Origin of the sequence: Acinetobacter sp. ACNIH2 (assembly GCF_002934965.1) — a bacterium.
In the GTDB taxonomy this organism is placed as follows: Bacteria; Pseudomonadota; Gammaproteobacteria; order Pseudomonadales; family Moraxellaceae; genus Acinetobacter; species Acinetobacter tandoii.
Map to the genome: position 1 here is coordinate 3,612,410 of NZ_CP026412.1, position 23,672 is coordinate 3,636,081.

Sequence of the window (23,672 nt, forward strand, 5' to 3'; positions counted from 1 at the left end):
CACTGCAAGCGCAGAAGTTTTTTAAATTAGCTTTGCGACTGGATGATCAAACGCGCCAACTGCAAATCATCTGGATAGGTAATTTTGATATTATCCGAGCGCCCATGAACCACTTGTACAGGATGTCCTGCATATTCAAGCGCACTGGCTTCATCGGTAATCACTTGCTGATCTTGTAAAGCCAGTTCAATTGCTTGTTTTAATACACCCAGTTTAGCCATTTGCGGAGTTTGAGCTTGCCATAATAAATCACGACTTACTGTCTGACTGATGATCGCTTCAGTTTCAACCCGCTTTAAAGTATCGCGGACTGGAATGGCAAGAATAGCAGCTTGATCTGTTTCAATCGCTTTATGAACCAATGTATTTAACACAGGCAAAGTGACACAAGGACGCGCTGCATCATGCACCAATACCCAATCATCTTTATCCGCAATTTGCGTGAGATAAGTTAAGGCATTTAATACAGAGTCAACTCGCTCGTTACCACCAATACAAAAATGTGATTTTTCAGGAACAGCCAAAGCCAAGGTTGAAATTATATTGTCATCTTGTGCGACAGCAAGTACATAACCTGCTAGTGCTAAACCGTTTAATCTCTCCACTGTATGCTCTAATACAGTTTTGTGATCAAGCAATTGATATTGTTTTAATTCAGACTGAGAAAAACGACGTCCAGAACCTGCGGCAGGAATCACCACCCAAAGCTTATTGGTCATCAACTGGCTCTGGTGGGATGGCATTGTCATCTTCATTGGTGCGCAAATCTGCTTTAGCATTAGGATCAATATAAATAGGTTTATATTGTGTACTGATGGTACTCATTTGAACAAACGTTTCACGCGGTTTAACCAAACCTAAATCTAAACGAGCATGCTCTTCTATGGCTTCAACACCATTCTTTAAATCATAAACTTCAGCTGCAAGAACGCGATTACGCTCTTTAAGCTCATCATTAATTTCTGTTTGTTGTTGGATTTTTTGGGTCAGTTGCTGATGATCATGGTAACCACCTTCACCAAACCAAAATAAGTACTGAAACCCTGCGATCAGTACGATCGCAAGGCCCAATAGTAATTTACTCGCAACGGAGTCAAATACATTTAACATAGATAGCATTCAATCGCTTAGTTCAAACCTTTGAACTCAGCTTTACCGCGATAGATTGCATTAGTCAACTCTTCAATACGAAGCAATTGGTTATATTTTGCAACACGGTCAGAACGGCAAAGTGAACCTGTCTTGATTTGACCAGCCGCTGTACCTACTGCAAGATCCGCAATTGTAGAATCTTCAGTTTCACCAGAACGGTGAGAGATTACAGTTGAGTAGCCATTTGCTTTCGCAAGGTAAATTGCATCAAGAGTTTCAGTCAATGTACCGATTTGGTTGTACTTGATCAGAATAGAGTTACCTACTTTCTGGTCAATACCACGTTGTAAAATCTTAGGATTGGTTACGAATAAATCGTCACCAACCAATTGGATTTTATCACCAAGGATAGACGTTAAGTAAGACCAACCTTCCCAGTCAGACTCATCCAAACCATCTTCAATTGAGATAATTGGATATTGGTTTACAAGACCTGCTAAATAGTCAGAGAATTGGTTGCTTGTGAATGCTTTATTGCCTTCACCTGCAAGGATATATTGACCATTTTTGTAGAATTCTGAAGATGCACAGTCAAGTGCAAGCATAATATCAGAACCAGCTTTGTAACCAGTTTGACCAATCGCTTCAAGAATAACAGTGATTGCTTCTTCATTTGAACGCAAGTTCGGTGCAAAACCACCTTCATCACCTACAGCAGTGTTTAAACCTTTTTTGTTTAAAACTGATTTTAGAGAATGGAAGATTTCAGCGCCCGCACGTAATGCTTCAGCGAATGAAGTGAAGCCAACTGGCTCAATCATGAACTCTTGAATATCAACGTTATTGTCTGCATGTGAACCACCATTGATGATGTTCATCATTGGTACAGGCATGCTTAAAGTCGTTTGACCACGTAAGTCTGCGATGTATTGGAAAAGAGGAATTTTCTTTTCAGTCGCAGCAGCACGTGCAGCAGCTAAAGAAACAGCTAGAGTTGCGTTAGCACCTAGTTTTTCTTTGTTTTCAGTGCCATCAAGCGCAATCATCGTGTTATCGATGTCTTTTTGCTCAAATACTGATTTACCCACTAAAGCGTCACGGATTAAAGTGTTTACGTTGTTAACCGCATTTTTAACACCTTTACCCAAATAGCGTGCTTTGTCGCCATCACGAAGTTCTAAAGCTTCACGAGAACCAGTTGAAGCACCAGAAGGTGCACATGCACGACCTACAACACCAGATTCTAGGATAACGTCTGCTTCGATGGTTGGGTTACCACGAGAGTCCAAAATTTCACGTGCACGAATGTCAACGATTTGGCTCATGAATAATTCCTCAGTTGATTAATAACGAGATGCCTTAGAAAGCATCAATGAGTATCTAATTTTGCGAAACCTTTTACCAAGGTATCTAATTCTTTTAGCTGTGCTAAGAACGGCTCAAGTTGGGCCATACGTAATGCACATGGACCATCACATTTGGCTTTTTCAGGATCTGGATGTGCTTCCAAGAACAAACCAGCCAGGCCTGTTGCCATACCTGCACGAGCAAGTGTTGTGATTTGCGCACGGCGACCGCCCGCTGAATCTGCACGACCACCAGGCGTTTGCAATGCATGCGTCACATCAAAGAATACAGGTACATTCATTTCTTTCATGATGTCGAAGCCCAACATGTCTACAACAAGGTTGTTATAGCCAAATGCAGAACCGCGCTCACATAGAATAAGCTTGTCATTTCCAGCTTCTAGACACTTATGCAAAATATGACGCATTTCGTGTGGAGCAAGGAATTGTGCTTTTTTAATGTTAATGATGGCATCGGTTTTTGCCATTGCTTCAACCAAGTCAGTTTGACGACTTAAAAAAGCCGGCAACTGAATAATATCTGCAACTTCTGCCACTGGTGCGGCTTGATACGGCTCATGCACATCGGTGATGATTGGCACATTAAAGTGCTTTTTAATGTCTGCCAACCATTCAATTCCTTTTTCCAAACCAGGACCACGGAATGAATTTAAGCTCGAACGATTCGCTTTATCGAAACTTGCCTTAAACACATACGGAATGTCTAAGCGCTTGCAAATATCAACATAAGTTTCTGCAATTTCAAAAGCTAAATCTTTTGACTCTAATACGTTCATGCCGCCGAATAGTACAAATGGCAAGTGGTTTGCCATTTGTATATCGCCTAAACGTACAATTTCTTGTGGTTTTAATTGTGACATTTAAACTTTCCTAGTTTAGTCCTAGACATACTTTATTCTTAAGCTTTTTGATGTTTTGCTTTCGCTGCACCAATAAAACCTGCAAATAATGGATGACCATCACGTGGAGAACTTGTAAATTCCGGGTGGAATTGTACAGCAATAAACCAAGGATGTTGAGGAATTTCAACTGTTTCTACTAAGTGCTGTACAGGTGAATAGCCAGAAATTTTCATCCCCGCTTCTTCAAGTACTGGAATGAAACGGTTGTTCATTTCATAACGGTGACGGTGACGCTCTACAATCTCAGCTTTGCCATACACTTCACGTGTTTTTGTGCCTTCAACCAGTTCTGATTTTTGTGCACCTAAACGCATTGTGCCGCCAAGGTCAGATTCTAGGCTACGCTGTTGGACTTCACCACGCTCATCTAACCATTCAGTAATCAAACCAATCAATGGTGATTTAGTTGAACGATTGAACTCTGTAGAAGTCGCATCTGCAATACCTGCAACGTTACGAGCAAACTCAATTACAGCTAACTGCATACCTAAACAAATACCAAGGAATGGCACATTGTTTTCACGCGCATACTGAATTGCTTTCATTTTGCCTTCAGTACCACGTTCACCAAAACCACCTGGCACAAGAATCGCATCAGCATCTTTCAATGCAGTTGCTACGTCTTGACTTTCAAGGTCTTCAGCATTCACGTAATCGATTTGAACTTTAACGCGATTTTGAATACCAGCATGTAATAAAGCTTCGTTTACAGATTTATACGCATCTGGAAGTTCAACATATTTACCCACCATTGCAACACGAACTGTGTATTCAGGGTTTAACAATGCTTCTACTACATTGTCCCAATCTGAAAGATCGGCTTCTGGTAAATTATTAAAACCAAAACGTTCACAAATTAAATCATCAACGTCTTGCTCATAGAATGTGCGAGGAATTTGATAAATCGTTTTCGCATCTTTACACACCACAACCGCACGCGCTTCTACGTTGGTGAATAATGCAATTTTGCGTGTTGTATCCGCATCCACATCGTATTCAGTACGGCAGATTAAGATATCTGGTTGAATACCAATAGATAACAGCTCTTTTACAGAGTGTTGAGTCGGTTTGGTTTTTAACTCAGCCGCAGATTTGATATATGGCAACAACGTTAAATGCATCAGCATTGTGCGTTTGTGGCCTAATTCAACCATTAACTGACGTACAGATTCCATGAATGGGAGAGATTCAATGTCACCTACAGTTCCACCGATTTCTACGATGGCAACGTCATAACCTTCGCCAGCGCGAAGAACACGTTCTTTAATATTGTCTGTAATGTGTGGAATTACTTGAACAGTACCACCTAAGTAATCACCACGACGCTCTTTATTGAGTACGTCTTGATAAACACGACCAGAAGTAAAGTTATTGAGTTTGGTCATTTTCGCACGACGTAAGAAACGTTCGTAATAACCCAAATCCAAGTCAGTCTCAGCACCATCCTCTGTGACAAAAACTTCACCATGCTGGAATGGGCTCATCGTCCCTGGATCGACATTAATGTATGGATCCATTTTGACCATGGTGACTTTTAAACCACGGGCTTCTAAAAGTGCAGCAACTGAAGCAGCTGAAATACCTTTACCTAGTGATGAAACTACACCACCAGTAACGAAAATAAAATGGGTCATTAAGTTTCTCGTACAATGGAGCCTAAATCGGCCTACAATGTTGTGCGATTTTACTTTACTCTGCACCTAGAAAGCAAAGTCAATTAGCAGCAATTCATAGATCAATAAACAATTGGCTATTCTATCAGCATTTCCGATAAAAATTTAGTGGGGAATCTCAGGATTTTTCATCTGTAATTTTGCTGCTATACTACGCGCACTCTATTTATGCTTTATTTTGTGCAATTATGAATAAGAAATTTTTAATTTGTGGCGCCCTTGCAATGGGTTTATTACTTACGGCATGTGTGAAAAAAGAAGAGCCTAAGGATGAGCAAACTGAAACAGCTCAAGCTGCATCTGAACCAACTGAACAAGCGCAGTTCCAACCTTTAGAAGCATCTAAACCTGAAGCTGAAGTTGTAATCCCAACTCAAGTTGAAGTTGTGCGTGAGCAAACTCCAAATACTACGACTGAAATTCGTCGTGAAGAAGCACCTAAACCAGCTACTTCTCAAGTAACTGAAGCACCTAAAGCTGAAGAGAAACCAGCTCAAGCTGTACAACAGCCAAAACCAAATACTGCTGCTCAGTCTGAAGATGATGCTGTCGCTGCTGCAATTGCCGCTGCAACTCCTGCATTAGACAATAAATAATTTAAAGTTTATTTAAAAAAAAACCAGTTCAAATGAACTGGTTTTTTTAATGCTCGATAAAAAGCCATCAAAACTTTAATCTACATGCAATTTTAAATAATCTGCCATTAATTTTGCAGCCCATGATCGGGTTTGCGTAATCCCTTCATAAAAACCACAGTGACTGCCCTTTTTGGTCGTCACAACAATAACATTTTCCATTCTTTCAATCACTGATTTATAAGGATAAAAGTTTTTGATATGGCAAACGGGGTCATCCTCAGAATTTAAAACCATCAAAGGTATTTTAATATTTTCAAATACATGAATGGGATTAATGGCTTGGGTATAACTGGCATAGTCGGGATAACCTGCCAATTCAAAATAACTTTTCTCAAATTCGGCCAGTGTTTTTACCGCTAATACCTTCGACAATGAAGTCACAGGTTCCCAAGTTGTTAAATAAGGCTGGATAAAAGTCTTGAATAACTTTTTAGTCATGACCTTACTATAAAAAGGATGAATGTTTACAAAGCCAAGTTCAGTGTTATAGCCAGGACATAATGCGAAAGCGGCTTTAAAAGGAGTATCAAGTCCTTGTTCACCTAAATAACGAACCAATAAGCCTGTACCCGCAGATGAACCTACGGCATATAAAGGTGAATCTGGAAATTGTTGCTGAATATAGGTGACTTGCTCCCGTAAATCAGAGGTAAAACCAAACAAGCTCATTTTTGGTACAGGTAAAGGTAAATCTGAATGCCCACGGCGCAAACACAAAGCAATACGCCAGCCCGTATATTGATGCAGATCTCGAACCAACTCTCTCATACTGGCTAAATTGCCCGTAATCGTATGCAAAATGATGATCGTCGGGGTTTCTGGAGGTAAAGCTAGACCATACCACGCCACCGCAGTCACACCACCATCTTGCATGGTCAACTGATCAATTCGATCATACTCAAGTTGAATGGTTCGCTTCTTAATCACATCAAAATATAATAAATGTGCATGTGAGTTTGATAACCACGGGGTTGGACGATATTTCTGTTGAAGCTGAGGTAACTTTTCTAGCACCTTTTTACTTTGCCCTTGTGGGCTATAGTACAGTTTTGGTTGTTCAGCACCGATAACCGAATCAATCCATTCCGAACCTAGAACTTTAATTTTATTTAAAGTAGATATTCTCATATCGATTTACCATTATTGATGATGAGTAAAAGATTGCTGTACTAATGTGGCGATCTGCTGACCCCAAATGGCATAAATTTCTTTACTTGGATGAAAACCATCGCTTGCCATCGGCAAATTCATTGTTTGAAAAGCATGCATATCAAAATGTAGAAACTTAAACCGACTGTTCTGCGCTAAATATTGCTGTAATTGCTGATTCATTGCAGTTGCATATTGACCCAGTAACCATGCCAATGGATTCGGCAATGCAGGAAAATGCTGCATCGGTGGGACACCTGTAACAATAATCAATTTCGGCTGAAACCGATTCTGTATTTCCTCAAATAAATGCTGTTGTTGCTTCAACCAAGATTTGACTGAAGTCAATTTGGTGACATCATTCACACCGACCGATGTCATCACCACATCATACTGCTGGGGTGCTAAATGCTGCGTTGCCCGAATGACTTGCTCCGTCGTATCGCCAGTCTTTGCATGTAGTTTCCAGAGAATCTGATATTCATCTTGTAATGCTTGAAGAATCGCGCCAGACAAAGCCTCACTTTGTGATTCTACTCCAACTCCTGCTGCAGCCGAGTCTCCTAAAATTAATAAGGATAATTGCTGCCCTTGACCAATTATTCCCTCACGATCACCACTGGCTTCTAAAAGACGTGGTGTATTCTTGCGAACTTTTACTCCTTGGAACACCAACACAGGCAATAAAGCTAAAGTCGAAAGTTTTAACCACATCTGTTTCATCTCAGTAATTGTATGAAGAAATATAAATTAAGCAGGCTGAAACTGCTTAATACGCTGTCCCATTTCAGCAGCCAATGCCTCCAAACCACTTTTTGGTCGAATCATCACTTCAAAATCAACAATTTGACCTTGTTCATTGAATTGAATCATATCGATCCCCTTTAACTTTTTGTCCCCGACATTTGCCGAAAACTCTAAAACAACAGATTGAGCATTTTCTGTCAGGAATTCACGGTAATAGGTGAAGTTTTCGAATACCTGAATAACATTGCTCAGAATAAACTGCACCACGGCTTTACCTTCATAAGGATGGAAAGCAACAGGAGATCTAAAGACCACATTGTCTGCTAACAATTCATTTAAATAGTCCATGTCACGTGTTGCAACCATGTGGTGCCATTTATGTAATGCATCTTGGGTTTGTTTTAATTGCATTGTTGTTTTCTCTTTGATTAATGAAAAAGGGACCCATAGGTCCCCTTGGTTTTAAATGACTGCTGCAAGCTCAGCACCTTGACGAATTGCACGTTTCGCATCCAATTCACCTGCTTCTTTTGCGCCACCAATTAAGTGTACGGCTTTACCATCAGCTTTTAATTGATCAAACATTGCAGTGAAAGGTTCTTGCCCTGCACAAATCACCACATTGTCTACATCTAGAATCATTGATTTATCATTCACAATGATGTGCAGACCTTGGTCATCAACTTTTTCATAGCTTGCACCCGCAATCATCTGTACATCACGGTTTTTCAAACCAGCACGGTGAATCCAGCCTGTGGTTTTCCCTAAACCTGCACCCACAGATGTAGGTTTACGTTGCAACAAGAAAATTTCACGCTCAGAAGCTTCTACTTGTGGTTGTTTTAGACCGCCCACATCGTTGTAATGCGTATCAATCCCCCATTCATCATAAAATTTCTGTGGATTTAAACTGCCACTTTCACCTTCGTGGCTCAAGTATTCAGCCGTATCAAAACCAATACCACCCGCACCAATCACCGCGACGCGTTTACCCACGGGCTTACGCTCTCTTAATACTTCGATGTAGCTCAGTACTTTTGGATGATCGATCCCTTCAAAGCTCAACTCGCGTGGTGTTACACCTGTAGCGACCACAATGTCATCAAAGTTGGCTTGGCTGAGTTCTTCATAAGTCGCTTTATGGTTCAATTGCAGCTTAATCTTCGGTTGTAACAATTCAATTTTACGCTTGAAGTAGCGTAAGGTTTCATAAAACTCTTCTTTACCTGGTACAGTTTTCGCAATATTGAACTGACCACCAATTTGATTCGCAGCTTCAAAAATGGTGACGTTATGACCACGCTCTGCTGCATAAGTTGCAAAACTTAATCCCGCAGGACCCGCACCAATCACCGCAATATTTTTTGCTTGACCAACTTCTTTGAAGATTAGCTCTGTTTCATAACATGCACGTGGATTCACTAAACATGTTGCAATTTTCATCGAGAAAATGTGATCTAAACAGGCTTGGTTACAACCAATACAAGTATTAATTTCATCACTACGCCCTTGTTCTGCTTTAAGTACAAATTCAGGGTCAGCTAACATTGGTCGAGCCATCGATACGATGTCAGCATCACCAGATGCCAAAACATGCTCTGCCATTTCAGGTGTGTTAATACGGTTAGAAGTAACCAAAGGTATGTTTACGCTACCTTTTAATTTTTTAGTCACCCAAGTAAATGCCGCACGAGGCACTTTAGTCGCAATAGTCGGAATACGCGCTTCATGCCAACCAATGCCTGTATTGATAATGGTTGCACCTGCTTTTTCAATTTCTTTGGCTAAGTGAATAACTTCCTCTAAGCTCGAACCACCTTCAACCAAATCCAACATAGATAAACGGTAAATAATGATGAAGTTTTCACCGACTGCTTCGCGGGTACGCTTTACAATTTCAATTGGGAAACGAATACGTTTTTCATAACTACCGCCCCATTCATCATCACGATGGTTCGTTCTGGCAGCAATAAACTCATTGATTAAATAACCTTCTGAACCCATGATTTCTACACCATCATAACCAGCGTATTGCGAAAGCTTGGCACAGTTTACGAAATCATCAATCGTTTGCTGAACTTCAGCAGAACTTAATTCCTTAGGACGGCTTGGGTTTATCGGTGCTTGAATTGCAGATGGTGCAACAATATCTTTTTGATATGAATAACGACCAGTGTGCAGAATTTGCAGTGCAATTTTACCGCCCGCATCATGGACTGCCTGCGTAATGACTTTATGGTGCTCTGCTTCTTCACGGGTATCGAGCTTAGAACCCCCTTTAAAAGTCAAACCATGATCATTGGGTGAAATACCGCCCGTCACAATCAGTCCAACACCGCCTTTTGCCCGCTCTGCATAAAATGCTGCCATACGGTCATAACCACCTGGCGCTTCTTCAAGACCAACGTGCATAGAACCCATAAGTACACGGTTTTTAAGTGTAGTAAATCCTAAATCTAATGGGGCGAGTAAATGTGGATAATTGGACATGAGACCTCCATGGCTTGCAATGTACTGGCTAAATTTTGCTTTTATGCAACTTGTTGCACTAATTTATAATCCAATTTTGAAATCTATGCAACATGTTGCATAATATCTGTACCTTATTTTTTTGATGCTAACTTATGTCTTTAGCACATGTTCTGTTGACCAGTCTGATGGAAAAACCAAGTACAGGGATTGAACTGGCACGGCGTTTTGACCGTTCTATGGGTTTCTTTTGGAATGCGACACATCAACAAATTTATCGTGAACTCAGTGCCATGCAGCAAAAAGGCTGGATTTCAACCATTGAAGATGAAAGTTCCAATAGCCGAAAAAAAACCTATCAAGTGGAGCAAATGGGTCGAACTGAATTGGCTGACTGGATGGTCAAGCAAAGCCCGCCCGCTCAACTGCGTGAAGAACTGATGGTACGTTTAAGAGCAGAAGCACAAGTTGGTCAGGCAACAGTATTACCTGAGTTAGAAAGACACTTGATGTTGCATCAAGAAAAATTGAAAATTTATCAACAAATTTTTGCTAAAGACTTCTCATCTACAGAAAATGAAAATCGCACTTTATATATTCATAAAATGATTTTACAGTTAGGCATTAACTTAGAAGTGGGCTGGATTGAATGGCTTGAAACCATGATTACAGGCCTGAAAAAATTTGAGCAATCTTAAGAAATAGAGAAATTACCATGCCTTACTATCAAATGCCCGATCAAGAACAATTGTACGTTCGTGAATTTGGTCAGGGCAAACCTGTTTTAGTCCTCTCAGGTTTAGGCATGCAAAGTTGGCAATGGCTACCTTTTTTAATTCAAAACAGTAACCAATTTAAATTCATTATTCCAGATTGGCGCGGGTTTGGTCGTTCAAAACACTGCCGTATACCTGAAATAGATGCTATTTCTAGTCATTGGCGTGATTTAGAGGCATTAATCCAACAATTAAAGTATCCAGACTTCACCGTTATTGCGTTCTCAATGGGTGCAACAATAGCTATGCATGGCATGAAATATGGAAAGTTTAAACAATCGATCAATTGTTATTTACATATTGATCAAGCACCCAAAATTACAGTAGATAGCCATTGGCCGTATGGTTTGCTCAGTCAGCAACACTCAAATTTTAAAAAACTCTTAGCTGAAATTTCACTGTTTTTCTCGGCCTTACCTCCTATTAAAAGTCTAGAAGATCTTGACCCAGCTTCACGTCAAGAATTTATTAAAATATGGAGCAAATTCATATCATTACAAAACGGTCATCGTTTAAGCCCCATCTTATGGAACACCGCCTTAAAATACGATAAATTACAAAAACATCTCTTGCCCTTACACCGTCTCGACTATTTAGCGTGGTATATCAATAACTATCTATATCACAATGAAGATTATCGAGAATCTTTAACAGAATTGAGCTGTCCCACAACTTTTTTCATTGGGGAAAATTCGATACTTTATCCATCTCAAGGGCAAAAAATTATCGCGAATAGTGTTAAAAATGCCAAGCAAGTTATTTTTGAACGCTCAGGCCACGCTATTTTGATTAATGAACCTTTCAAATTTCAGCGAGAAATTTCCCGCTTTCTTTTGAATCAGTCCGAATAACAAAACTTTAGTTTAATTAAAGCACCGCTCGATCATATTTAATTGCTTCAAGATCATAAACTTGATAAATGCAATCAAATAGCGAGCGGATATCTTCACTTTCATCCATACTACGAATAGCGAGGAAGATTGGACTAACGGCGGCATCATCCAGCAAAGGGATGTAGTTCAAGTGAGGAAACTGAATACTACAAGCACTTTCAGGCACAATGCAAATTCCTTCCCCTGCTGCCACTAAGCCCAGTGCCAATTGAATTTCACGGACTTCTCGCAAACTACGTGGCTCTAAACCGTACTCTGAAAATAGGCTACGGACTTGGGTCGAGAAATTAGGTTTAGGATGACTTGGATATAAGAACAAACTTTCTTCAACTAAATCTGCAAGATATACCCCTTGTTTTTGCGATGCTAAAGGATGACTGCTGTGAGCCGCAACCATCAAAGGTTCTTCACGCAATAACACACGACGAATTGCAGGATCAGAAATTCTTAACCGCCCAAAACCAACATCAATTCGCCCTTCTTTAAGCGCCTGAATTTGGTCTTTAGTGCTCATTTCGATCAGTTCAATTTTAAGCTGTGGCTGCTGCTGACGGAATAAATACACAATTCTTGGCAACAAACCATAGAGCAATGACCCAACAAATCCCATGGTTACGGTACGTTCGACCATACCTACACGCTTAGTCATCGACTTTACTTCTTCAGCATTAGACAAAAGTTTAACCGCATGCTGATAGAAGAATTGACCTGCTGGCGTGGTCTGTAAAGGCCGACTACCACGCTCAAATAACTGAATTCCCAACTCAGCTTCAAGGTTTTGAATCTGCCGACTCAGCGGAGGCTGGGCTATAAACAGTTTTTCTGCTGCTTTGGTAAAACTTTGTTCCTCTACAACCGCTACAAAATAGCGTAGGTGTCTAAGTTCCATAAGACTTCATACCTTTTAAATATAAAAAAATGCAAAAATGATCTTCGACAGGTTTGGTTCATTCTTTTAAGGTATATCACATGAATTAGACAAATCAAGATAGCGAAGCCGAAAGATGTATAAATCGATTGAAACGTTGCTTGTAGAAATACCGACGATCCGCCCACATAAAATGGCGGTTGCAACAATGCAAACTCAGACCTTGGTTCTGGTTAAAGTCACCACAGAAGATGGCTTTATTGGCTGGGGCGAAGCAACCACAATTGGTGGCTTAGGCTATGGCGAAGAAAGTCCAGAAAGCGTCAAAACCAATATCGAAACTTATTTTGCGCCATTACTCAAGTCATTATCTGGTTTGAATGTGGCACAAACCATACAAACAATCAAACGCAATATCAATGGCAACCGTTTTGCTAAAAATGCCATTCAAACCGCTCTATTTGACATTCAAGCACAACGCTTAGGTCTACCCATCAGTGAAGTACTTGGTGGTCGTTTAAGACATAGTGTCCCAGTACTTTGGGTATTGGCTTCTGGCAATACAGATAAAGATATTGCTGAAGCACAGCAGATGATTGCCAGCAAACGCCACAATACCTTCAAGTTAAAAATTGGTTCGCGTCGTGTGGAAGAAGATGTAGAGCATGTTTTAGCCATCAAGCAAGCTCTAGGCTCGGATGTTTCTATTCGCGTAGATGTAAATCGTGCTTGGTCAGAACTTGAAGCAGTTAAAGGCATTCAACAGTTACAAGATGGTGGTGTTGATTTAATTGAACAACCCTGTGCTATCGACAACATTGATGCTATGCAACGTCTTACCCGTCGCTTTGATATTGCCATCATGGCTGATGAATCGCTAATGGGTCCAGACAGTGCCTATCGCTTAGCAAAACGTAATGGAGCTTCAGTCTTTGCAGTCAAAATCGCGCAATCAGGCGGTTTGGTTGAGGCCAGTGAAGTTGGAAAAATTGCCAAACTGGCAGGAATTGATCTTTATGGTGGCACAATGCTTGAAGGTCCAATTGGCACCATGGCATCGGCACAAGTCTTTTCCACCTTTCATAATTTAGCATACGGTACTGAACTGTTTGGTCCACTGTTACTGACCGAAGAAATTTTAAAAACTCCGCTGCAATATCAAAACTTCGAGCTGATGTTACCGACCACAGCTGGACTGGGTATTGAAATTGATGAAGACAAAATTGACCGTATGCGTCGTCAGTAATTAAAGGAATTCTACATGCTTTACCACGTAAGAATGGATGTAAACCTACCGCAGGATATGCCAGCAGAACAGGCAAATGAAATTAAAGCGGTTGAAAAGGCATATTCACAAGAACTGCAACAGCAAGGCAAATGGCGCCACATTTGGCGTATTACAGGTCAATACTCCAACATCAGTATTTTTGATGTCGAGAGCAATGAAGAGTTGCATAACCTGTTGCAGGGTTTACCGCTTTATCCCTACATGAATATTGAAGTGATGCCACTGAATCGACATCCCTCTTCTATTCGTGAAGATGATCGTTAAGCAAAGGAATAATGGGAAGACAGCTTCCCAACGTGTAAAAAAAATCTGTATTCACAAGGAATGTGGCCCGCTAAGTGTTTTGATGAGATCAAACATGCGCCAGCCACTCAAACATACTTAAGGAGCGACAGTATGAACCGCCAACAAATTGATGCCCTCGTAAAAGAAATGAACGTCGACACTGCAACTGGTCCTGTCGATGCACGTGTACAACAAATTGTTGTACGTTTAGTAGGCGATCTATTCCAAGCCATTGAAGACCTCGACATCAGTCAAACTGAACTTTGGAAAGGTCTGGAATATTTTACCGATGCAGGTCAAGCCAATGAATTAGGTTTACTCGCAGCGGGGTTAGGCTTAGAACATTATTTAGATCTTCGTGCCGATGAAGCCGATGCCAAAGCAGGCATTACAGGTGGTACGCCACGTACCATTGAAGGTCCACTCTATGTTGCAGGTGCACCTGAATCGACAGGTTTTGCCCGCATGGATGATGGTTCTGAAACTGACAAAATTCCAACTTTGTTTATTGAAGGTACAGTAACTGATACTGATGGCAACATTATTGAAGGTGCCAAAGTTGAAGTTTGGCATGCCAACAGCTTAGGCAACTACTCATTCTTCGATAAATCACAATCTGACTTTAACTTACGTCGTAGTATTTTAACGGATGCTGATGGCAAATATGTGGCACAGACCACCATGCCTGTAGGCTACGGTTGCCCACCTGATGGCACGACTCAAGCGGTGTTAAATAAGCTAGGTCGTCATGGTAACCGCCCTTCACACGTACATTACTTTGTCTCTGCTCCTGGTTATCGCAAGCTCACTACTCAGTTCAACATTGAAGGTGATCAATACCTTTGGGATGACTTTGCCTTTGCAACCCGTGATGGTTTAGTTGCCACTGCTGTAGATGTGACCGATGAAGCTGAAATTGCTCGTCGCGGTTTAAATCAACCGTTCAAGCACATCACATTCAATATTGAGTTAGTAAAAGAACAGCAAGGCGCTCCTTCAACTGAAGTAGATCGTCGTCGCGCTAGCGCTTAACCCATATTTTAGGAACCGAAATGACATCTAAATCAACTGTCATTTCGGAGTGTTCCCCACATTTGGAACCTCGGAGAACGGACATGCCTCGTATTCCTGTAATTAACACCAGTCACCTCGATCGTATTGATGAATTGCTTGTTGACGATTTTGAAACTGGCGAATTTAAACTGCATCGCTCAGTATTTACTGATCAAGCCTTATTTGACCTTGAAATGAAATACATTTTTGAAGGCAACTGGGTGTACTTGGCACATGAAAGCCAAATTCCAAATAATAATGACTTCTACACCACGTATATGGGGCGCCAGCCAATCATTATTGCGCGTAACCGTAATGGTGAATTGAATGCCATGATCAATGCCTGTTCACATCGTGGTGCACAACTTTGCCGCCATAAACGTGGCAACAAGGCAACTTACACCTGCCCATTCCACGGTTGGACTTTTAATAACTCAGGTAAACTCCTGAAAGTAAAAGATCCAAGTGAAGCTGGTTATTCAGATTGCTTTAATCAAGAAGGTTCACATGACCTGAAAAAAGTAGCACGTTTTGAAAACTACAAAGGCTTCTTGTTTGGTAGCTTGAATCCTGATGTTCCTTCACTGGAAGAATTTTTAGGTGAAACCACCAAAATCATTGACATGATTGTCGACCAGTCTGAGCAAGGTCTGGAAGTTTTACGTGGTTCATCAACCTACACTTACGAAGGCAACTGGAAACTGACGGCTGAAAATGGTGCCGATGGTTATCACGTGTCTGCCGTACATTGGAACTATGCAGCCACAACCCAACAGCGTAAAGAGAAAGAAGCCGGTGACAACATCCGTGCCATGAGCGCAGGTTCATGGGGTAAACAAGGCGGTGGCTCTTACGGTTTTGACAATGGTCACATGTTGCTCTGGACACAATGGGCAAACCCAGAAGATCGTCCGAACTACCCTAAAGCAGAGGAATATACCGAGAAATTCGGTGCGCCAATGTCGAAATGGATGATTGAGCGCTCGCGTAATCTTTGCTTATATCCAAATGTATATTTGATGGATCAGTTTGGTTCTCAAATTCGTGTCTTACGCCCACTGGCAGTCAACAAAACTGAAGTGACCATTTACTGTATCGCCCCGAAAGGTGAAGCACCAGAAGCACGTACTCGCCGTATTCGTCAATATGAAGATTTCTTTAATGCTTCAGGCATGGCAACACCCGATGATCTTGAAGAATTCCGTGCTTGCCAAGCAGGTTATGCAGGGATTGAACTGGAATGGAATGACATGTGCCGTGGTTCGAAACACTGGATTCAAGGCCCAGATGATGCTGCCAATGAAATTGGGTTAAAACCAAAACTCAGCGGCATTAAAACCGAAGATGAAGGCTTGTACCTCGCTCAACATCAATATTGGCTAGAAACGATGAAACATGCCATTGCCTCAGAAAAAGCACTCGTGAATGAACAAGGAGAGATCGCATGAATGCCACTGCCACTTTAGAACGCAGCTCTCTCGAACAGATTGCACAGTTTCTTTATCAAGAAGCACGTTTTCTAGATGATGAACAATGGGATGACTGGTTAAATTGTTATGCTCCATCTGCTTCTTTCTGGATGCCTGCTTGGGATGATGATGACCGTTTAACTGAAGATCCTCAGTCTGAAATTTCGCTGATTTATTACCCAGACCGTCAAGGTCTTGAAGACCGTGTGTTCCGTATTAAAACTGAACGCTCTTCTGCAACCATGCCCGATACCCGCACCAGCCACAACATTAGCAATATTGAAGTGATCGCACGTGACGGTGACAAAGTAACAGTGCGTTTTAACTGGAACACCTTAAGTTTCCGTTACAAAACCAACTATAGCTATTTCGGCATGTCACGTTATGAAATCGATTTTTCAGGCGCGCAACCACAGATTTTAAGCAAATACGTGGTACTAAAAAATGACTATATCAATCAAGTCATTGATATTTACCACCTCTGATTTAAGCGTCATCCCTTCAGTCAAATGGAATGTTGACTGAAGGTCAAGTTTCAAAGTTTTTAGTAGGATTCTAGCCATGTCAAACCACAATATTGCACTTCAATTTGAAGATGGTGTTACCCGTTTTATTAGCGTCGCTCAGGGCGAAACTTTGTCTGATGCGGCTTACCGTCAAAAAATTAATATTCCTTTAGATTGTCGCGATGGTGCCTGTGGAACATGCCGAGCTTTCTGTGAATCGGGAAGTTATGACATGCCTGAAGAAACCTACATTGAAGATGCACTCACCCCTGAAGAAGCTGAGCAAGGCTATATTCTAGCTTGCCAATGCCGCCCAACATCCGATGCTGTATTCCAAATTCAAGCATCATCTGAAGTATGTAAAACCGAGATTCACCAATACCAAGGCACTTTAGTTGCTGTGGAAAACTTATCAGACTCAACCATCACTTTTGATATTCAACTTGATGAAGGTCAACCTGATATTCACTTCCTTGCTGGTCAATATGTCAATGTTGGCATTCCAGATACCACAGAAACACGTTCATATTCATTTAGTTCTAAACCAGGCAACCGTTTAACAGGTTTTGTGGTGCGCAACGTACCTAATGGAAAAATGAGTAGCTTTTTAAGTAATAGCGCCAAAGCAGGCGATAAAATGACCTTTACAGGTCCATTTGGCAGTTTCTACTTACGTAATGTAGTTCGCCCTGTCGTCATGCTTGCTGGCGGAACGGGAATTGCGCCATTTATGTCCATGCTTCAAGTGTTAGAAGAAAAAGGCTCAGAGCACCCTGTACGTTTAGTGTTTGGTGTAACCAATGATTTTGATTTAGTTGCTTTAGAACAACTTGATGCACTTCAAGCCAAACTTCCATGGTTTGAATATCGTACCGTGGTTGCAAGCCCAGACTCAGCACATGAGCGCAAAGGCTATGTGACTGGACACATTGAAAATGAATGGCTCAATGGCGGTGATGTCGATGTCTACCTATGTGGCCCTGTTCCTATGGTCGATGCTGTTCGCAGTTGGTTAGATAGTGAAGGTGTAAAACCTGCAAACTTCCTATTTGAAAAATTCTCCGCAAACTAATACATCACCCAATATTTAAGTTATAGAAAAGATGGTACGCGAAAATGTCATTTGCAATTGTTCGAGGCCAGACTACTTGGTAAAAATGCTTTTTTGGCGAGGAGGATATCAAGTCATAGGTTTCGACGAGTTCTACAAATGACAATGGTTCTGCTTACTTTTCCCAAAAGAAAAGTAAATCTAACCAAAGGTTAATCCAGTAACGGATGTCCAGCTATTAGGATGTAGGCGTGCCAAATTGTATAAATTTAAAAATTCATCTTTATATTGGATGATAAGTGAGTTCAAAAAATGGCGTCAAATCAAAGATTCTTAAACAAAGTCGTGATTGTGACTGGTGCCGCTCAAGGCATTGGTCGTGGGGTTGCACTCCAAGTGGCTGAAGAAGGTGCACAAGTTGTCTTAGCTGATTTATCTGACTATGTAGATGAAACATTAGCAGAGATTGAAGCACATCAAGGTGATGCTATAACAGTCAAAGCCAATCTTGAAACTTTCGCAGGCGCACAAGCCATTGTAGCAAAAGCACTTGAAATCTATGGCCGTGTTGATGTACTCATCAATAATGTCGGTGGTGCAATTTGGATGAAACCCTTTGAAGAATTTTCTGAAGAAGAAATCATTAAAGAAGTCAATCGTTCATTATTTCCAACGCTATGGTGTTGTCGCGCTGTTTTACCTGAAATGATTAAAAATCAGAAAGGTACGATTGTAAATGTATCCTCTATAGCAACTCGCGGAATTAACCGCGTGCCCTATTCAGCATCCAAAGGCGGTGTCAATGCCCTCACCGCATCACTGGCATTTGAACATGCCAAAGATGGCATCCGAGTAAATGCAATTGCTACAGGTGGAACAGAAGCACCGCCACGTAAAGTACCACGCAATGCAAACCCTCTTTCCGAAAATGAAAAAGCGTGGATGCAACAAGTGGTCGATCAGACCATTGATCGTAGTTTTATGAACCGTTATGGCACGATTCAGGAACAAGTAAATGCAATTGTATTCCTTGCTTCAGATGATTCGTCATATATGACAGGTACAGTTGTTCCCGTCGGCGGTGGTGATCAAGGCTAATTGATCACTAAACAACTTTATATACAGGATCGTGTCTGCATGGAGGCAAATAAATGGCTACCCTGTTTAAAACCTTGAAAGAAGATTGGTCTATTTCAGCCACTGTCGCAGGATTTTTGGCAGTGCTGATTTCCTATTCAGGCCCACTTATTATCTTCTTTCAGGCTGCGCAACAAGCTCAGGTTTCCCCAACCATGATGATTTCATGGATTTGGGGTATTTCGATTGGGGCAGCTGTGGCAGGGATCTTCCTTTCCATTAAATTTAAAGTCCCTGTGATTACGGCATGGTCTGCACCGGGTACGGCTTTATTGGTCACCCTGTTCCCGAATATTAGCCTGAATGAAGCAGTTGCTGCCTACATCACCTCGGCTGTGGTAATTTTCCTTATTGGTATAAGTGGTTATTTCGATAAATTGTTGAAATGGATTCCTCAATCCGTTGCCGCAGGCATGATGGCAGGAATCTTATTTCAGTTTGGTTTAGGGTTATTTAGCGCAACTAATAGCATGCCAATTATTGTATTTAGCATGTTGTTTGTATTTTTAGTCGCAAAACGAATTTCCCCACGTTATAGCATGCTTTGGGTACTTCTTTCTGGTGTTTCATTGAGCTTTGGGCTTGGTGAAATGAATGCGGTGAGTTTAGATTTCCAACTTGCTATTCCTCAGTTGATCACTCCAGAATGGACTTGGCATTCCACCTTAAACCTTGCCCTGCCTTTGATTTTAGTCAGTCTGACGGGACAGTTTTTACCGGGCATGGCCATCATGAAACTCAGTGGTTATGACATACCTGCCAAGCCAATTATCACGACCACCAGTATTGCGTCATTGGCTGTCGCTTGTGTAGGTGGCATTACCATCGTTTTGGCATCGATTACCGCTGCGCTTTGTATGGGTAAAGATGCGCATGAGTTAAAGGAAAAACGCTACATCGCAGGGGTTGCCAACGGCATTTTTTATATTTTAGGTGGGCTGTTTGCAGGCAGTATCGTTCTGCTCTTCAGCTTACTGCCAAAAGAGCTTGTTGCAGCACTGGCTGGATTGGCCTTATTGGGCGCCATTTCAACCAATATCGCTGTTGCTATGAGGAATGAGCCTCAACGGGATTCCGCACTCATTACCTTTTTAGCTACGGCTTCAGGAATGCATTTTTTAGGCCTAAGTTCCGTTTTTTGGGGCATTGTGATTGGTTTATTCGCACATGTCATTTTAACCAAACGCCCTACTGAACCTACCACTATTTCATCCACTCAATCGAGTAAAAGTTAGTCCGACCTATATAGGGTCTAGGAAATATTATGATAGATAAAAGTGCAGCGACCTTAACGGAAGCGCTCTCCCAGATACAAGACGGCTCAACCATCATGATTGGTGGTTTTGGTACAGCAGGACAACCTGCTGAACTCATTGACGGGCTGATCAAACTTGGACGTAAAGACCTTACCATCGTCAGCAACAACGCAGGCAATGGCGACTATGGTCTGGCGAAACTGCTGAAAGCCGGTGCCGTCAAAAAAGTCATCTGCTCATTCCCGCGTCAGTCCGACTCTTGGGTCTTCGATGAACTCTATCGTGCAGGCAAAATCGAATTGGAATTAGTACCACAAGGTAACCTCGCTTGCCGTATTCAAGCCGCAGGCATGGGACTCGGTGCAGTCTTCACCCCTACAGGCTTTGGTACCTTATTGGCTGAAGGTAAAGAAACCCGTCACATCGATGGTAAAGATTATGTACTCGAATACCCGATCAAAGCTGACTTCGCTTTGATTAAAGCCCAACAAGGCGACCGTTGGGGCAATCTGGTCTACCGTAAGTCAGCACGTAACTTTGGTCCAATCATGGCCATGGCAGCCAATGTGACCATTGCCCAAGTGTCTGAAGTGGTGGAACTCGGTGCTTTAGACCCTGAACACATCATCACCCCAGGCATCTTCGTTCAACATGTGGTGCAGGTTCAGCCTGAACCTGTGGCTGTGTAATCGGGAGAACATCATGAGCTATCAAAAACTCAACCGCAACCAGATTGCCGAACGTGTGGCCCAAGATATTCCGGATGGGGCTTATGTCAATTTAGGTATTGGCTTACCCACCAAGATTGCCAGCTACTTACCGAATGACAAAGAGATCTTCCTGCATTCTGAAAATGGCTTATTGGCTTTTGGTCCACCACCAGCCGCAGGTGAAGAAGATCCTGAGCTGATCAATGCAGGTAAAGAATATGTAACCATGTTACAAGGCGGCGCCTTTTTCCATCATGGGGATTCTTTTGCCATGATGCGTGGTGGGCATTTGGATATTGCGGTTCTCGGGGCGTTTCAAGTCGCAGCCAATGGTGACTTAGCCAACTGGCATACTGGCGCACCCGATGCAATTCCATCGGTAGGTGGAGCGATGGATTTGGCCGTCGGCGCTAAAAAAGTGTTTATCACCACCGATCATGTCACCAAGAACGGTGAACCAAAAATTGTGGCTGAGTTGACTTACCCCGCCACAGGACAAAAGTGTGTTGACCGTATTTATACCGACCTGTGTGTGATTGATGTCACTGCGGAAGGCTTAAAAGTGATTGAGAAAGTCGACGGTCTAAGCTTTGCAGAATTGCAAGCGATGACGGGTGCTCCGTTGGTGGATGCGACACATTAACTGATTAGTTTGAAAATTTAATTGTTTTAATAAGGTCATTGCCTCGAATACTGGTTTAAGCAAACACGTTCCGTGTAGGCGATACCCTTACTTTTCAGAGATGAAAAGTAACAAAAATCTTTGTTGGGCTGATGGTATATCCATATACCACAGTCCAACGGGCGGCATCCATGCCGCCATCGAGAAATACTGAATGGGACGCTTTGAATACGGTTCTTGCTTATTAAGATTTGGATTTTCACCGTAATTCATTATCGTGACAGGCGACATGGATGTCGCTAAGTTGAACAGGAAGGCAAGGAAGCCGCCTCTGTTCAACAAAGGTTTTTGGTCACTTTTTTAAAAAAGTGACAAGAACGAGCTACTGGCATTTAACTGAACACGGTAAGACTCCGTCGTGACTAGATACAGTTTATCTATCAGCAGAGTCCCGTTTCAAAGGACAAGATTAAACATGAAAGACGCTTATATCATCGATGCCATCCGTACCCCATTCGGCCGTTATGCTGGGGGTTTAGCCCCAGTCCGTGCCGATGACTTGGGTGCTGTGCCGATTCAAGCCTTAATGCAACGTAATCCAAGCGTGGACTGGAAACAAGTCGATGATGTGATTTACGGCTGTGCCAACCAAGCGGGTGAAGACAACCGTAATGTCGGGCGTATGTCTGCATTGTTGGCAGGTTTACCGGTTGAAGTTCCAGCCACCACCATCAACCGTCTATGTGGTTCATCGTTGGATGCGATTGCTATGGCAGCCCGTGCCATTAAAGCGGGTGAAGCGAACCTGATCATTGCAGGCGGTGTGGAAAGCATGTCACGTGCTCCGTTTGTGATGGGCAAATCGGAAACGGCTTATAGTCGTAGTCAGAAGATTGAAGACACCACCATGGGATGGCGTTTTATCAATCCGAAGCTAAAAGCCATGTATGGTGTAGAGACCATGCCACAGACTGCAGAGAATGTGGCACAACAATTTAAGATTGATCGTGCAGATCAAGACCAGTTTGCCTTGACGAGTCAACAGCGCACAGCAACCGCGCAAGCTCAAGGCTTTTTTAAACATGAGATCATCCCAGTGAGCATTCCTCAGCGTAAGGGTGATCCGATTGTGGTGGATACCGATGAACATCCTCGTGCATCGACCACACTCGAAGGTTTGGCGAAACTGAAGCCAGTCGTCACAGCAGAAGGCACCGTCACAGCGGGAAACGCGTCAGGCATCAATGACGGTGCGGCTGCTGTACTGATTGCTTCGGAACAAGCCGTTGAACAGTATCAACTAAAACCACGTGCCAAGATTATTGCATCTACGGCAGTGGGGGTTGAACCGCGCATTATGGGCTTTGCCCCAGCACCAGCGATTAAGAAGCTGCTGAAACAAGCTAATCTCACAATCGAGCAGATGGATGTGATTGAGTTGAATGAAGCCTTTGCGGCACAGGCACTGGCGGTTACTCGTGATTTAGGTCTGGCAGACGATACGACTCAAGTGAATCCCAATGGTGGGGCGATTGCGATTGGTCATCCGTTGGGTGCATCAGGTGCGCGTTTAGTCACCACGGCTTTAAACCAATTGGAACAAACGGGTGGAAGCTATGCGCTATGTTCGATGTGTATTGGTGTCGGTCAAGGTATTGCAATGATTATTCAGCGCGTTTAACAAATCATAACTATTTAAGATATTTCCCCTCCTTTTTTTA

24 protein-coding genes are annotated in these 23,672 nt (G+C 42.2%); 14 read left to right on the forward strand and 10 right to left on the reverse strand.

Annotated features, from left to right (window positions below; all coding sequences use genetic code 11):
* Positions 1-26 precede the first annotated feature (26 nt).
* Genes ispD through C3F34_RS17255 form a run of 5 tightly spaced genes read right to left on the reverse strand, consistent with a single transcriptional unit; the run spans position 27 to position 4,995 of the window.
* Complete coding sequence (gene ispD / locus C3F34_RS17235) at positions 27-743, reverse strand: 2-C-methyl-D-erythritol 4-phosphate cytidylyltransferase (RefSeq protein ID WP_104442190.1); 717 nt, start codon at positions 741-743, stop codon at positions 27-29.
* Positions 709-1,110, reverse strand: coding sequence for a cell division protein FtsB (ftsB, locus tag C3F34_RS17240; RefSeq protein WP_044738446.1), 402 nt, complete (start codon positions 1,108-1,110; stop codon positions 709-711). The genes ispD and ftsB overlap by 35 nt, the downstream gene beginning before the upstream one ends.
* Positions 1,111-1,127: 17 nt before the next feature.
* Positions 1,128-2,417, reverse strand: coding sequence for a phosphopyruvate hydratase (eno, locus tag C3F34_RS17245; protein ID WP_016167766.1), 1,290 nt, complete (start codon positions 2,415-2,417; stop codon positions 1,128-1,130).
* Positions 2,418-2,461: 44 nt separating this feature from the next.
* Entirely contained in the window at positions 2,462-3,319 is an 858-nt protein-coding gene (gene kdsA, locus C3F34_RS17250; protein WP_016167765.1) for a 3-deoxy-8-phosphooctulonate synthase, read from the reverse strand.
* Positions 3,320-3,357: 38 nt separating this feature from the next.
* Positions 3,358-4,995 (reverse strand): CTP synthase, encoded by a 1,638-nt coding sequence (locus C3F34_RS17255; protein WP_016167764.1) that lies wholly within the window; start codon positions 4,993-4,995, stop codon positions 3,358-3,360.
* Positions 4,996-5,222: 227 nt separating this feature from the next.
* Here C3F34_RS17255 and C3F34_RS17260 point away from each other — a divergent pair, with 227 nt between their 5' ends.
* Positions 5,223-5,630: an internalin gene (locus tag C3F34_RS17260; RefSeq protein ID WP_104442191.1), complete on the forward strand. Its 408-nt coding sequence runs from the start codon at positions 5,223-5,225 to the stop codon at positions 5,628-5,630.
* Positions 5,631-5,705: 75 nt separating this feature from the next.
* Here the strand turns inward: C3F34_RS17260 and C3F34_RS17265 are convergent, their stop codons facing one another.
* From C3F34_RS17265 to C3F34_RS17280, 4 genes are read right to left on the reverse strand one after another with little or no spacing between them, the layout of a single operon-like run.
* Positions 5,706-6,800 (reverse strand): YheT family hydrolase, encoded by a 1,095-nt coding sequence (locus C3F34_RS17265; protein ID WP_104442192.1) that lies wholly within the window; start codon positions 6,798-6,800, stop codon positions 5,706-5,708.
* A 12-nt stretch (positions 6,801-6,812) separates the two neighbouring features.
* A complete protein-coding gene (locus C3F34_RS17270; protein ID WP_104442193.1) occupies positions 6,813-7,535 on the reverse strand; it encodes an SGNH/GDSL hydrolase family protein in 723 nt (240 codons plus the stop codon).
* Between the two features lie 36 nt (positions 7,536-7,571).
* On the reverse strand, positions 7,572-7,979 hold the full coding sequence (locus tag C3F34_RS17275; RefSeq protein ID WP_104442194.1) for a nuclear transport factor 2 family protein: 408 nt from the start codon (positions 7,977-7,979) through the stop codon (positions 7,572-7,574).
* A 51-nt stretch (positions 7,980-8,030) separates the two neighbouring features.
* Positions 8,031-10,058, reverse strand: coding sequence for an NADPH-dependent 2,4-dienoyl-CoA reductase (locus C3F34_RS17280; protein WP_104442195.1), 2,028 nt, complete (start codon positions 10,056-10,058; stop codon positions 8,031-8,033).
* 134 nt (positions 10,059-10,192) lie between these two features.
* Here C3F34_RS17280 and C3F34_RS17285 point away from each other — a divergent pair, with 134 nt between their 5' ends.
* Positions 10,193-10,735: a PadR family transcriptional regulator gene (locus C3F34_RS17285; RefSeq protein ID WP_016167758.1), complete on the forward strand. Its 543-nt coding sequence runs from the start codon at positions 10,193-10,195 to the stop codon at positions 10,733-10,735.
* 17 nt (positions 10,736-10,752) lie between these two features.
* Positions 10,753-11,664: an alpha/beta fold hydrolase gene (locus tag C3F34_RS17290; RefSeq protein WP_104442196.1), complete on the forward strand. Its 912-nt coding sequence runs from the start codon at positions 10,753-10,755 to the stop codon at positions 11,662-11,664.
* A 16-nt stretch (positions 11,665-11,680) separates the two neighbouring features.
* Here the strand turns inward: C3F34_RS17290 and C3F34_RS17295 are convergent, their stop codons facing one another.
* The gene (locus C3F34_RS17295; RefSeq protein ID WP_016167756.1) at positions 11,681-12,595 is read right to left on the reverse strand and encodes a LysR family transcriptional regulator; all 915 of its coding nucleotides are present in this window, start codon (positions 12,593-12,595) and stop codon (positions 11,681-11,683) included.
* 115 nt (positions 12,596-12,710) lie between these two features.
* Between C3F34_RS17295 and C3F34_RS17300 the strand changes: the two genes are divergently transcribed.
* The 11 genes from C3F34_RS17300 to pcaF all read left to right on the forward strand — a co-directional run bounded on the left by C3F34_RS17300 (position 12,711) and on the right by pcaF (position 23,632).
* Positions 12,711-13,820, forward strand: coding sequence for a muconate/chloromuconate family cycloisomerase (locus C3F34_RS17300; protein WP_104442197.1), 1,110 nt, complete (start codon positions 12,711-12,713; stop codon positions 13,818-13,820).
* A 15-nt stretch (positions 13,821-13,835) separates the two neighbouring features.
* Entirely contained in the window at positions 13,836-14,126 is a 291-nt protein-coding gene (gene catC / locus C3F34_RS17305) for a muconolactone Delta-isomerase (protein WP_044738437.1), read from the forward strand.
* Positions 14,127-14,258: 132 nt separating this feature from the next.
* On the forward strand, positions 14,259-15,179 hold the full coding sequence (catA, locus tag C3F34_RS17310; RefSeq protein WP_016167753.1) for a catechol 1,2-dioxygenase: 921 nt from the start codon (positions 14,259-14,261) through the stop codon (positions 15,177-15,179).
* Between the two features lie 83 nt (positions 15,180-15,262).
* Positions 15,263-16,648: a benzoate 1,2-dioxygenase large subunit gene (gene benA / locus C3F34_RS17315; protein WP_016167752.1), complete on the forward strand. Its 1,386-nt coding sequence runs from the start codon at positions 15,263-15,265 to the stop codon at positions 16,646-16,648.
* Positions 16,645-17,154 carry a benzoate 1,2-dioxygenase small subunit gene (benB, locus tag C3F34_RS17320; protein WP_104442198.1) on the forward strand — a complete coding sequence of 170 codons (510 nt, stop codon included), beginning with the start codon at positions 16,645-16,647 and terminating at the stop codon, positions 17,152-17,154. The genes benA and benB overlap by 4 nt, the downstream gene beginning before the upstream one ends.
* 76 nt (positions 17,155-17,230) lie before the next feature.
* The gene (gene benC, locus C3F34_RS17325; protein ID WP_016167750.1) at positions 17,231-18,247 is read left to right on the forward strand and encodes a benzoate 1,2-dioxygenase electron transfer component BenC; all 1,017 of its coding nucleotides are present in this window, start codon (positions 17,231-17,233) and stop codon (positions 18,245-18,247) included.
* 291 nt (positions 18,248-18,538) lie between these two features.
* Positions 18,539-19,324, forward strand: a complete 786-nt coding sequence (gene benD, locus C3F34_RS17330) for a benzoate diol dehydrogenase BenD (protein ID WP_016167749.1) — start codon at positions 18,539-18,541, stop codon at positions 19,322-19,324.
* Positions 19,325-19,377: 53 nt separating this feature from the next.
* A complete protein-coding gene (gene benE / locus C3F34_RS17335) occupies positions 19,378-20,598 on the forward strand; it encodes a benzoate/H(+) symporter BenE (protein ID WP_104442199.1) in 1,221 nt (406 codons plus the stop codon).
* Between the two features lie 29 nt (positions 20,599-20,627).
* Positions 20,628-21,308, forward strand: coding sequence for a 3-oxoacid CoA-transferase subunit A (locus tag C3F34_RS17340; RefSeq protein ID WP_104442200.1), 681 nt, complete (start codon positions 20,628-20,630; stop codon positions 21,306-21,308).
* 13 nt (positions 21,309-21,321) lie between these two features.
* Positions 21,322-21,972, forward strand: a complete 651-nt coding sequence (locus tag C3F34_RS17345; protein ID WP_016167746.1) for a 3-oxoacid CoA-transferase subunit B — start codon at positions 21,322-21,324, stop codon at positions 21,970-21,972.
* Positions 21,973-22,426: 454 nt separating this feature from the next.
* The gene (pcaF, locus tag C3F34_RS17350) at positions 22,427-23,632 is read left to right on the forward strand and encodes a 3-oxoadipyl-CoA thiolase (RefSeq protein ID WP_104442201.1); all 1,206 of its coding nucleotides are present in this window, start codon (positions 22,427-22,429) and stop codon (positions 23,630-23,632) included.
* Positions 23,633-23,672: the final 40 nt, after the last annotated feature.